The sequence below is a fragment of the Pseudomonas sp. BO3-4 genome, from assembly GCF_034044115.1.
GTDB classification, from domain to species: domain Bacteria; phylum Pseudomonadota; class Gammaproteobacteria; order Pseudomonadales; family Pseudomonadaceae; genus Aquipseudomonas; species Aquipseudomonas alloputida.
Window position 1 is genome coordinate 3,155,980 of the sequence record NZ_CP139018.1, and the last position, 12,319, is coordinate 3,168,298.

Below are 12,319 nucleotides of genomic sequence, written 5' to 3' on the forward strand. Positions count from 1 at the left end.
TGTCATGGCTGGCGCCGCCGCATGTGACCGGTAGCGGATTCTGGCACTTTGACGGCGTCCTGGAAAAGCCTCCTGGCGTTCACATGTGATGCCCTTCGCCCTGTTCGATTGCTGGATTCAGAAAGCGTTGCGGTAAGTAGTGGCAGTGCAGCACAGCTTATCGCCACGGTTACGGCACCTGCGACGTTTCCCGTATTTCACGTCGTTGCGCGGATCCTTTTCTTGATCGAAGGCTGCCTTGGCTGCACAGTTTCCCCTCGCAAGTTCAATCACGAACATAGCGTGTTTTCCGGCACTTCGAAAGCCAATTGATCGCGACGGCCAACAAGCGGTCGAGCAAGCCAAGGCCACTGAGGGCGTTGCCCGAGCCACTGGCGCCGACCAACGTGCAGACTTTCAGAAGTCGAACGTCACGCCGGCATACAGCGCACGACCGTCACCCGGGGCGTGCAGGGAAGCCTCCGCACCATCCGGGTCGTACCACACGTACTCATAGTAGCGGTTGGTGAGGTTCTTCAACTGCAGGTCGACACTCATCGCTTCGGTGACCTTGTACGTCGCGCCAAGGTTCGTGAGTACGTAACCGCCATACCGGCCCTGGGTATTCTCGCGTTCCAGGTAGTAGTGGGTCTGGCCATTCATCCAGGCCGTCAATTGCAGGGCAGGGGTGGCCTGGTAGCTGATGCCGGTGTTCCACAGGTGATGCGGCACGTGGTCGATTTCCTTGCCTTTGCTGGCTGGCAAGGCACTGCTGGGCTCAAGGATTTTCGAGTACTGCCAGGAATAGGACATCCACATCTCGGTGCGTGCGTCCGGGTGCAGGTTAACCTGCAGGTCATAGCCCCAGCGGCGTGTCTCGCCGACGTTGTCCGACTCGCCGCTGGGGTCGTTCAGACGGCGGCTGACCTCGCCCGTGGCGTCCTGGCGCCAATAGGCGAAGCGGCCATCGACCCAACCGGCTGGCGTGAACTTGACACCGGTTTCCCAGCCTTCGTTGATCGACGGAGAAAGGTCTTCGTTGCGCGGTGGTACTTTGTAGGCGGCCGCGCCCGTACCCACCTGGAACGTTCTGCCCCAATTGGCATAGACGCTGGCGACCTTCCAGGGTGAATAGACCACGCTGAGCTTGGGCTGTTTGATCAGGCCGTAGTCGTTGATGTCGTAATCCAGGCCGGTCATCTCGTTGGTGAAGTCACCGCTGATCCTGTCCACACGGTACGCCGGGACAATCTTCAGCGATTCGACCGGTTCGATCTCCGCCTGCACATAGGCCCCCACGGTGTTGAAGTCGTAACGCTGGTCGCGGGTTTGCGCCTGCCGCACGCGGTTGAGCGTGCGGTAACGTTCGCTGCGGTTTTCCTGCTTCTGGATATCGCTGCCGCCTTCCAGGGCGAAGGCATGCAGCCAGTCGACCTGCGGGCGCCAGGTGAGCGAGGTAATGGCGCCGTACTGGGTTTCGTACGTGTCGCGTTCCTGCTGCGAACTGCTGCTCCAGTACTGGGTCCAGCGCCGGTCGTCAAAGGTGTTGACGTAGGTCCTGGCGGACCAGGACAGGGTCTGCGCCAGTTCGGTATCGAAATGCAGGCTGACCTGGTTCATCCGCCGCGTGCCCTTGTCCGTGGCGTTGTAGTCGTTGCTCATGCGCGGGTGATGGCGGGCGTTTTCCTCGGTGAGGTAGCCGGCCTCCTGCGCTTCGGACTCGTAATGGCGGGCGATCAGGCCCACGCGGTAGTTGCCATCGTCCGGGGTGTAGAACCATTTACCGCCGAAGCTGTAGCGTTCGGTGTCGGCATGGTCGCGGTAGCCGTCGACCTGCTGGCGGGCGAAGAAGTAGTTCTGCGTCCAGTTACTGGTCTCGATGCCCTTGGCCAGTTGCACCTCGCGGGTGTTGAAGCTGCCATAACGCATGCGCGCTTTGTTGTAGTTGCCGCCGGTACGGGTATTGATGTTGACGTTGCCCGCAATGTTGTTGAGGCCATAGCGCGGGTCGCTGGTGCCGCGCACCACCTCGATGCTGTCGATGTCCATGGGGAACACCGAGTCGATGAAGGGCATGTTGCCGTCATTGGTGTTGCTGGGAATGCCGTCGATCAACAGTTTCACGGCGTTGATTTCGCCTTCGCCATTGAAACCGCGGAACGAAAGCTTGCCGGAGGTGGTGCCTTGGTTGAACTCGGTGAGCATCACCCCCGGTGCCCGGCGGAACAGCTCCCAGCTGTAGGCAACAGGCATCTTCTCGAGGATGTCACCGCCCAGAATATCCACCGAACTGAGCACGCTGGTTGTGGCCAGGGGGCCGCTGTCGGTGCCGGTCACATTGACCGCGCCGAGGGTGAGTACCGAGTTTTCGGCAGGCAGTGTTTCAGCGATGGCAAGTGACAGTGGGTTGAGGCCGAACAAGGCGAGCACGGGCAATACGGCGCGTGCGGTGCAACGGGACGCAGGCATGTGTGGTTTCCTGGCAAAAACGGTCGGGCAAGGTCAGGCGTCGTTCAGCGCACGCCATGACCACAAGACAGCAGCGACGGTTTAGGCCAGGGGTGAGGCGCGGGGATTCAGCCGAGGCCACTGTTCTCGTGGCAGCGGCAAGGCATGACGGTCTCCCAGTAGAAGGTCGGCCGGCCAGTAGCGGGGGAACAGATGGCGGTAGTAATCACCGCCTGCCAAGGCATGGCTGGCATGGCCACAACAGCAGTCACCACGCTGATGCTTGGGTTCAGGGGAATGGTCGAGTTGCGGCAGGTCTGCCTTGAGCTGGGTCAACAGTGACTTGGGCAGGCTCTGGGCACCGTGCAGGCTGCAGAAGCTGCCAAATATCAACGACTGGCTGTCGATGCGGGGGGCCTGCAAGGCACGGTCAAGCGGCATCGCCAGCAGGTTGAACAGCAGGGCGAAGCAGGCGAACAGACAAAGTTGTGCACGTGCACGTGAAAGCATGAGTCACCCGACCGAACGTGGCGCGAATTGAGCCGCATCCGTTGCGGGCTGTATACATTGCGTGGCAGGCCATTTTGTCGCAGGTGCACCACGCTGAGGGCTAAATGACTGCGCATGCTGGCGGCCACCCTGAACACCCGCATCAGCCAGGCGAACAGGCGCAGCGCCTTTAGCGGCTGTTGCGCCCAATGGCCGGGCAACTCGGCGCAGCACCCCGCCGGCAAAGCCGGCAGGTGGGCAAGGCGCTCGGTCGGTGTCAGCTTGGGGTAGCCGCCCTACAGCATGGCAACCCCAGAGACGAACCACCGCGCCATGAACAGGCAGGCGACGATGCCCAGCCAGCGGTGCCACAGGTACAGCTGGCTCCACGCTCATCAGTAGCGCCACTGCACAGCGACTTCCAGGCCGCGCGGTTCACCCAGGTAGTACTGGGTGTTGGTCTGGTGGATGAAGCGGGCATACACCTCGTCGGTGAGGTTGCGCAGCCGCGCGCTGACTTGCACGTGCTTGTCCAGGTCGTGGGTCATGGACAGCCCGTAGACGGTGTACGACGGTACCCATGCGGTGTTGGCGGTGTTGGCGTACACCGATGAGACATAGCGGGCATCGGCCCCTACCTGCCAGCCGGGCGCCAGGTCGTAGGTCAACCAGAGGTTGGCCACGCGGTCGGGGATGTTGACCGGGTGCTTACCCTTGCGCGAGTACACCACGCCGCCGATGGTTTCGTTGAATTCATCGTATTCGGCATTCACCCAACTGAAGTTGCCCGCCGCCAGCAGCTTGGACGTGACCTTGAACGAGGCTGCCAGCTCGATGCCGGTGGAGGTCTGCTGGCCCGCCTGCTCGGTGGTGTTGGGCACGGTCGAGGAGGGCACGGAGATATCCTTGCGCACGATGCGATACGCCGCTGCCGTCGCCGAGCCGCGGCCGTCGAGGAAGTCGAACTTGCTGCCTACCTCGACCTGACGGCCGGTGCTCAGGTCGAAGTCGCCGACCTGGCTGATCGAGGCGCTGGTCAGGGTACCGCCTGGTGGTTCGGCCGAGGTGCTGTATTGGGTGTACAGGCTGACGTTGGAAGTCAGGTCATAGACCAGGCCCAGGCGCCCGGTGATGGCGTCCCAGCGTCGGTCGAGCCTGGCTCGCGCCACATGGTCGACCACGTCGAAGTCGATATGGTCGTAGCGCAGCGCGGTGATCAATGACAGTTGATCGGTCAGACGGGTACGGTTCTCGACGAAGGCCGAGGTGGTGTCGGTGGTGGTGGTTCTGCCCTTGGTCATGGGCGCGTCCATGCCCGGGATATCGAGGAAGTGCCCGGGTTCGAAGCTATTCGGGTCAACCGTGTCGAACGCCCCCTTGGACAGCGGGTAGTTGGTTTGCTGGTTGGTGCTGTAGTCCATGCCGAACGCCCAGTCGCTGGCCAGGCCGAACAACTGGCCCTGGTGGGTCAGCTCCAGCTTGTTGCCGTTGACCTCCTGGTCGTGCCGCTGGCGATAGCCGCCGGAGCGAGCGATGGCGCTGTTGTCGGCGTTGTAGCGATACACCTCGAGATTGCGGTAATCGCGCTGGCCGTTGTAGTGGTAGAAGGTATTACGCAGTAGGGTGTTGTCGTCGAAGCGGTAGTCGGTGATCGAGCGCAGCCACCGGGTGCGCTGCTCGTAGCGACCGTCTTCGACGTTGTAGTTGTTGAAACGGTTGTGCTTGTCGATGTGCAAGGTACCGACCAGTGGCTGCAATACGGGTGAGCCCCAGTAGGGGCTGTCCTCTTGCTCTTCCAGGTACTCGATGGCCAGCGTGTGCGAGAGCTGGTCGTTGATGTCGCTAAGCAGCGAGAAGGCCAGGTTGCCGGCCCCATTCTCCTGGCGATCGATATAGCCGTTGGTGCTGGTGCGGCTGTAGTCGAGGCGTGCATAGTGGCGTGGGCCGTCGCCCGTGTTCAGCGCCTTGTTGAAGGCAACCGACGTTTCCATGGTGTCGTAGCGTGCATAACTGACGCGCCCTTCGAAGGTGTCTTCGTCACGGCTTGCCAGCCGGGTGATGAAATTGAGGCTGCCACCGACAGCGCCGCTGCCGTTGAGGAAGGAGGAGGGCCCGCCGAGCAATTCGACGCGGTCGTAGATCCAGGCGCCCACCGGGCGCGCCGCGCCGCCATACTGCAAATTGATGCCATTGAACAACTGGCTGATCTGGGCACCGTTGAACCCTCGGTACGCCACATATCCCCCCCAGCCGGGCGGAGCCGAGGCGTTAACCCCGGGCAGTGCATTGGCGGCGTCCTGGAAGTTACGTGCGCCAATGCGCTCCATGGTCTTGCGGTCGGCAACGCTGACGGAGGCGGGGTTCTCCCTGGCGCTCAGGTTCAGCCGCGAGCCGCTTTCGATGGGGCGATCAAGGTCAAGGCGGGTTGCCTCCGTGGGTTGATTGGCTGTGGCCGTGACATTGCTGGCCGGCAGGGTCAGGGTGTCATCCTGCGCCCAGGCACAGGTTGCGCTGCCAACGAGCAGCGCCAAAGTGGTCATGCGGAACATGCAAGGCTTCCTGGCTGAAATCGGTGAGCACACGCCCGCTGCCGATCAGGCGGCACGGGGACGTGGCGATGTCAGAACGCGAGAAGCGAAGCGGGAGAGGCGCGGGGATTGACCAGTGGCCAGCGCTGCCTGGGCAGGCGTGGCGGCGGTTGGTTGGGTAAAGGGCTGCCCGGCTCGCCGGCGAGCAGGGTCAGCAGGCCGAAAAAGACGGCCAGCAGTGTGGCGCTGAACAGGCTGGCGATCACGCAGTCACCGCCGGCAGGCAGGCTCGGATCGCTGAAGTCTTGCTCACCTTGGACCATGCCGCTGCTGTCGGCCGCGCACCAGGCGGCATCATCCATGCCAGCCAGGCGCAACCCGGCCATTTGCCCATGGCCCATGGCGCACAGCAACGAGCCGAACAGGATGCTGAAATACAGCACCCAGGCGACCTGTGATCGTGTGTGGTGGGCCAGCTTCATTGCAGGACTCGGCGTGACAACTGAATGATCAGGTTTAGAGGTTGGCGAGGGATTCTACATGTTCTGGTGCATCTGAACAGGGGGGATTTTTCAAGCACGAATAGTCAATCGGGTACTGTCGGGGGAGGGCTATCGCAGCAATGTCGGCTTCATGTACAGGCCCACCGAGACTCAGTGCTCACCGATGAGTTCGGCAGCAAGAGCGCGGCGTTCGTAAAGCACAAGTCCACTGCCCGCGTGTGCAAACAAGCGCGCGGCATGCCGGCTGCAGCCGGGTTAAAATGCGCAGGGGTAACGAGATGGGCGACACCCTCGGAGAGGTAGGCCGCCACTCCTGTTGTTGCCAGTATGGGCGTGGTGAGATCCGGCCCCGAGTCAGTTCAAGCATGATGGCTGAGGCAGTCAACGCAGCGCGTGTGTGATCGATGGGAAGCTGCAGTTATTCATAAGCTGTTCCTTCAAAACCTCCACCGCTTTAGGCCTTCTGGGGTTGGACTTGTAAAGCAGGACTACCTGGCGCATGTAGCGGTCAGCGTCCGACACGGGCGTTGCCTGTACGTCGTCAGTTTTCAATCCCGCCCATAGCGGGACGACGGAGGCCCCCATACCTTTTGCGACCATGATGTAGATTGCATCTAGCGCATCCAGGTTGCAGAGGACATCGGGTTGCAGGTTATTGTCATTCAAGTATTGCTGTGCAATCTGCCCACCCCAGGCATTTGAGTCATATCGAATCAGGTTTCGACCAAGAATCGTCGAGCGGATGTCGCGCTTGTCAATCGGGTCTTTGGTCAAAAGCATCAGGGGTTCTTCTCGAAGCACCTGTACACGAATGGTTTTGGGGACGGTGAAGGGCGGACATACCATGATTCCCGCATCGAGCTCTCCGCAGGCTACTTGTTCGTAAAGACTGCGCGAGTCCCCTGGCGTGATGCGTAGCCTCAGTTGCGGGGCAATACTTGATAGCTGATTCATGGCCTCCGGCAATAGGCCTGTCAACGCTGTAGAAATCGCGCCGATCTTGAGGTACCCGGACAGGCTACTGGTGTCCAGATCCTCTTTCAGCTCTGCTGCCCCCTGGATCAGATCTCGAATTTTCGGCAGCAACGACAGGCATTTCTCGGTAGGTTCGACAGCGTGTGCGCTTCGGTTCAGGAGTTCGCACGCCAGCGATTTCTCGAGTGCTTGTATACGTTGGCTGACTGCAGGTGCGGTCAGGTTTTCCCGTCGAGCAGCCGCTGCAATCGAGCCAGTTTCTATCACCGCCATCAGGCTTTCGAGAAATCGAGTGTCCAAAACATTTCCTTTCGCTGAGAGATGGAAAAATGCGCTTTAGCACGTGCGCGAGGCTACGCTAACCTCCCCAAAAGTTCTATCACGAAGCAAAGAGGTTAGTTATGAAATCGTTATTTCATGTTTCGTACCACGTCACAGATCTCGAAACGTCTCGTAACTTCTACGGTAACATTCTCGGCTGCAAAGAAGGCCGTGCGAGTGAAACTTATGTGGATTACGATTTCTTCGGTCATCAGATTTCGCTTCACAAAGGTGTTCCTTTTCCAACTACCCGTACCGGTAAAGTCGGCGACCATGAAGTGCTGATGCCGCATATCGGCTTGGTGCTGCATCTGGATGACTGGTTCGCGATGGCAGACCGCCTGGCGCTTCATGGCGTGCAGTTCGACATACCGCCGGTTGTACGATTCCCGGGCCAACCTGGGGAGCAGCGAACGATGTTTTTCCTGGACCCCAGTGGCAACCCGATCGAGATTAAAGGGTTCAAGGACTTTGAAGGTGTATTTGCCAGCTGATTGGCATAAACCTTCGGGACGCGCCTCCCGCTTTGTCTGCGTGAGATAAGAGGCGTGTATCGATGAGTGGCCACTCAATAAAAATAATAGGCTCCAACGATGTGTTTGGCATTTTTGCCGGCCAATGTACAGTCCAAATTATAATAACTGGAGGACGTATGGCGAAGACTAGTCTGGTGACTAGAATTATTGTAGGTCTTGTGTTCGGGGTTGTAGTGGGGGCACTTCTCAATTTCTTTCCCGAGTATAAAGCCTGGATAATCAGCAGTTTTTTGCAACCCGTCGGCGATATTTTCATCAAGATGATGAAGATGATTGTCATACCCCTTGTATTCGCGTGCATGGTCGGCGCGATTGCAGGCAATGGTGATAGCAAGGCGATAGGGCGGGTAGGGGTGAAAGCCTTGTTCTACTTCTTTGTCGTGACCAGCATCGCAATTGTGTGTGGCCTGCTGGTTGGCAATCTTGCGCAGCCAGGCGTAGGTGCCAACTTGACGACGCTGACAAACACCCAATCGCTCTCGCTTCCCTCTACCTCGGAGAGCACAGGGTTTGCTCAAGTCATCCTCAATATCATCCCGGACAATATCGTCGGTGCAATGGCGCAAGGAAAGCTGTTGCCTGTCCTGTTCTTCTCGGTCATGTTCGGCTTTGGGCTAAGTGCTCTGGACAAAGAGAAGAAAATGCCGTTGATCGCGGTAGTCAATGCCATTTCCGCGACGATGTTCAAGGTGACGCATATCGTGATGCACTACTCACCCATCGGGATCTTTGGCCTGATCGGCGTGACGGTAGCCAACTTCGGGCTTTCCGCGTTGCTGCCTCTGGCAAAACTGATTGCCGTCACCTACGTCGCGGTCATTCTGTTCGGCGTGGTCGTGCTGGGCGGCATCGCGAAGGTTGCAGGGATCAACATCTTCGACCTGATCAAGGCGATCAAGGATGAGTTGATCCTGGCGTTCAGTACTGCCGCCTCGGCGACTGTCATGCCCCAGCTGATTGAAAAGGTCGAGGCCTACGGTGCGCCGCGTTCGATTGCTACGTTGGTTATTCCTACGGGTTATTCCTTCAATCTGGATGGCGCATCGCTGTTCGTGGGCATCGGCACGCTGTTCATCGCGCAGCTGTATGAAATTCCCCTGAGCTTGGCTGACCAGGTGATGCTGATCATCATCATGGTGCTGACCTCCAAGGGCGCAGCCGGCGTCCCGGGTGCCATGTTCGTGATCTTGACCGCTACGCTGACCAGTGCCGGTCTGCCGGTGGAAGGTATTGCATTCATCGCCGGAGTCTATCGCTTGATGGACATGCCGATCACGGCGCTGAATGTCTTGGGCAACGCACTGGCGCCTCTGGTTGTGGCGAAGTGGGAGAACCAATACCGGATGCCTGCTGCCCCGGTGGTAGCGCCCGAGGAGCGCCCGCAAGTGTTGACCTCTTCAATTAGCGCTGGGAGCTCGGCAAACGCGACCTAGTGTGTTCATCGACATGATCGCCCTGCATGTGATGCAAGTGCCCATCATGCAGGTAATCGACATGCCCATCGTGTTCGATTGCCGTGTGGCCGCAGCTGGGCTTGTGCCAATGGTCATGGTGCGGATGCTGGTTGCAGGCACTCATTCCGAACGCCTCCAACTGCCATACCTCGGCCGTCACGGCCGAGGTAGGTCGCTTAGTTTACTCGTGGTGCGGCTCACCCAGGAACGTCAGTGAACTGAACAGGCTCTGCTGGGCCACGGGGCTGCCGTCTGCCATTGGCAGGGTAGCCTGGGCCGCGATGATGTTGAGTCCTTCATTGCGTACGGTGATACGTGCCCGCCCTTGCTTGTCGGTGGTGGCGCTGACCTGATGAGGGGCGCCCCGGTAATCGCCCTGCAGCGGGATATCCGCAGCCGGATTGCCATCGAGCAGTACCTGCACTTCCAGCGTCTTGCCTAGCCCGACTTGCACAGGGTCGCTCAGGGGGATAATCGCCAAACGCAGCATGTCCAGTTTCGGCAGGCGAGCACCGCGCTGGTAGATTGCCAGGCTGTACTTCAAGCTGTGGGTGGAGGCGATCGCATCCTTGACGTGGGTGCGATCCTGATTGACCCATTGCCTGTCCGGGCGCTGCGACCAAGGCCCGTTGTCCAGCAGCACGGCAAGTGCCGCAGGCGGGGTAAGTGGTTGCAGCACGGCATGATCCGCCAGGCGCTCGACCGTGACCGGGACCATGTTCCCGGCCGCGTCGAACGCCCAGGCGCGCTTGATCTTTTCCGCCTTGTAGGCGTTATCCTCGGCGCCGTGGCCGTACACGGCCTCGATATTGCCACGTCGCTCCTCGGTCCACAGACCGTGGGCGCCTGCGTTGACGCTGACCATCAGGGTCAACAGGGAAGCGACTTTCAACGATGGATGCATGATGGTTCCTCGGTTCAAAGGCTCAGGGTCAGGCTTACACTGAAGTTGCGTGGCTCCCCGGGCAGCACCCAAGCGCTGTTGTACGAGCGTTCGTAGTACTTGCGGTCGAACAGGTTGTTGAGGTTAAGGCCGACGGTGACCTGTTCGCTGGCTTTGTAGTGCGCCAACAGGTCGACCGTGCTGTAGGCGTCCAGGGTGAAGTCGCTGCCGGCCTGGCCGGAGCGTTCGCCGACGTAGTTCACCGCCGCGCCCACATCCGAGCCGCGCAGGGCACCGTCCTGGAATTCGTAAACGCCCATCAGGCTGCCGCTGTTACGGGCGATGCCGAGCAAGTCGCTGCCTTTGGGCAGGGCTGCGTCGCCTTTGGTGACCTCGGCGTCGATGTAGGCGTAGGCGCCGATCACTCGCAACGCGTCGGTCAGCTGGCCGCTGAACTGCAGGTCCAGGCCTTGGCTGCGCGCTTCGCCCGCCGCCACGCTCTCGCCAAGGGCGTCGGTGGTGATGACGTTCTCCTTGTCGATATGGAACAGGGCGATGGTCGCGCCCAGGCGGCTGTCGAGAAGGTCGAGCTTGACCCCGGTCTCGTAACCCAAGCCCTTTTCAGGCTTGTACACCTGGCCCTGGGTGCCGATGGTGTTGGGTTTGAACGAAGTGGATGCGTTGGCGAACACGCCGACTTGCGGGGTCAGTTGGTACAACACCCCGATGCGCGGTGTGGCAACGTCCTTTTCCTGGCTGTTGCTGAGACCCGTGGTGCGGTTCTGCGAGGTCTGCTCGAAGCGCTCCAGGCGTACGCCCAGCAACCCGCGCAAGCGCTCGGTGAAGGCGATCTGGTCTTGCAGGTTGATCGCATAGCTTTCAGTGTGCTCGAAGAAGTCGTTGGCACGGGTGATGGCCGGCTTCGGCTTGCCGTATACCGGGTTGTAGATATCCAGCCCATACGCTGCGGAGGTGGCGCTTTGCGGGTACTTCTGGCTGTTGCGGTAGTTTTCGTACTCCAGCCCGACCAGGGTCTGATGCTGCCAGCCACCCAGCTCGAACTGCCCGTGCAGCTCGGCCTGGGTGATGTTGTCGTTCCATTCGAAGTCGCGTTCGCGATAGAAGCGCGTGATGGTGGTGCCCACCAGGGCCTGGGGCTCGGAGCTGTTGCCCTTGAGCGTGCCCTGGGTGTAGTGGTTGGCCAGGCGAAGCTTCCAGTTATCGTTGAGCACGTGTTCCAGCGCCACGTCGAGGGTCTGGTTGTCGTTGCGGATCTCGCCGTCATTCGGCTCGCCAAGGAAGGTCGAGCGCTTGACCGACCCCATTTCACCGTTGACCGCCGGAATGCCGCGGTCGAACACCGACTCGGTTCGGGAGAACTCGGTGTCGATCATCAGTCGGGTGTCGGGTGACAGTTGCCAGCTCAGGGAGGGGCTGACGATACGGCGCTCGCTGCCGACATGATCGCGGAAGCTGTCGTTGTCTTCGACGGCGAGGTTGATCCGGCCCAGCAGATTCCCCTCGCTGTCCAGCGGCGAGTTGGCGTCCAGGGCGGTGCGGTAGCGGTCCCAGCTGCCTGCGCTGAGCGTGAGCGTACTGAAGGCTTCGGCCTGGGGGCGCTTGGTGACGATGTTGACCAGCCCGCCAGGGTCGCCACGGCCGTACAGGCTGGCAGCCGGGCCTTTGAGCACTTCGATGCGTTCGATGTTCGACGTGTCCGGCGCGCTGTAGCTGCCGCGGTTGATGGCGAAACCGTTCTTGTACAGCTCGCCCGTGGTGAAGCCGCGCACACTGTAGTTGAGGAAAGTCAGGCCGCCGAAGTTGTTCTGCCGCGACACGCCGCCAGCAAAGTCCAGGGCGCGGTCGATGCGGGTGGTGTTGAGGTCCTTGATCACCTGCGCGGGCACGACGTCGATACTCTGCGGTGTGTCGCGCAGGTCGGTATCGGTGCGGGTGGCGGTGGCAGAGCGGTTGGCACGATAGCCTTGCACCGGCCCGTCGGCGCGTTCTTCGAGGTAGGCGTCGGTGATGGAGGTTTCGTTCAGCAGCAAGGGTTGTGCCGCTGAAATCGGCTGGCCGAACAAGCCCAGCGTCAGGCCGGCCAGAAGGGGTGCACGAGGGTTCACGTAAAGTCTCCGTTTTTCACGCTATAACGTTGCAATTTTGGGTACGTCCTGACTTGGGCACTGTCCACGAGCTCGAA

9 protein-coding genes and 1 pseudogene are annotated in these 12,319 nt (G+C 60.4%); 2 read left to right on the forward strand and 8 right to left on the reverse strand.

All coding sequences use genetic code 11. The features are described 5' to 3' along the window. Window positions 1-396 precede the first annotated feature (396 nt). The 6 genes and pseudogenes from REH59_RS14710 to REH59_RS14735 form a co-directional block, all read right to left on the reverse strand. Complete coding sequence (locus REH59_RS14710) at window positions 397-2,448, reverse strand: TonB-dependent receptor (protein ID WP_014861861.1); 2,052 nt, start codon at window positions 2,446-2,448, stop codon at window positions 397-399. An 81-nt stretch (window positions 2,449-2,529) separates the two neighbouring features. After that, a complete protein-coding gene (locus tag REH59_RS14715; RefSeq protein ID WP_004374888.1) occupies window positions 2,530-2,937 on the reverse strand; it encodes a DUF2946 family protein in 408 nt (135 codons plus the stop codon). A 194-nt stretch (window positions 2,938-3,131) separates the two neighbouring features. Beyond that, window positions 3,132-3,251 (reverse strand): annotated as a pseudogene (locus tag REH59_RS14720) (hypothetical protein); the annotation flags it as partial. A 60-nt stretch (window positions 3,252-3,311) separates the two neighbouring features. Then, window positions 3,312-5,465: a TonB-dependent receptor gene (locus REH59_RS14725; RefSeq protein ID WP_320450314.1), complete on the reverse strand. Its 2,154-nt coding sequence runs from the start codon at window positions 5,463-5,465 to the stop codon at window positions 3,312-3,314. A 71-nt stretch (window positions 5,466-5,536) separates the two neighbouring features. Beyond that, a complete protein-coding gene (locus tag REH59_RS14730) occupies window positions 5,537-5,926 on the reverse strand; it encodes a DUF2946 family protein (protein ID WP_014861864.1) in 390 nt (129 codons plus the stop codon). Window positions 5,927-6,328: 402 nt separating this feature from the next. Further along, window positions 6,329-7,222: a LysR family transcriptional regulator gene (locus REH59_RS14735; RefSeq protein WP_004374880.1), complete on the reverse strand. Its 894-nt coding sequence runs from the start codon at window positions 7,220-7,222 to the stop codon at window positions 6,329-6,331. Window positions 7,223-7,323: 101 nt separating this feature from the next. On the opposite strand from REH59_RS14735, the gene REH59_RS14740 reads away from it, so the two are divergent. Then, window positions 7,324-7,737: a VOC family protein gene (locus REH59_RS14740; RefSeq protein WP_014756856.1), complete on the forward strand. Its 414-nt coding sequence runs from the start codon at window positions 7,324-7,326 to the stop codon at window positions 7,735-7,737. Window positions 7,738-7,895: 158 nt separating this feature from the next. Further along, window positions 7,896-9,212, forward strand: coding sequence for a cation:dicarboxylate symporter family transporter (locus REH59_RS14745; RefSeq protein ID WP_128573882.1), 1,317 nt, complete (start codon window positions 7,896-7,898; stop codon window positions 9,210-9,212). Between the two features lie 202 nt (window positions 9,213-9,414). Here the strand turns inward: REH59_RS14745 and REH59_RS14750 are convergent, their stop codons facing one another. Then, window positions 9,415-10,137, reverse strand: coding sequence for a DUF4198 domain-containing protein (locus REH59_RS14750; RefSeq protein WP_014861866.1), 723 nt, complete (start codon window positions 10,135-10,137; stop codon window positions 9,415-9,417). Between the two features lie 14 nt (window positions 10,138-10,151). Next, window positions 10,152-12,242 carry a TonB-dependent siderophore receptor gene (locus tag REH59_RS14755; protein ID WP_320450315.1) on the reverse strand — a complete coding sequence of 697 codons (2,091 nt, stop codon included), beginning with the start codon at window positions 12,240-12,242 and terminating at the stop codon, window positions 10,152-10,154. Window positions 12,243-12,319: the final 77 nt, after the last annotated feature.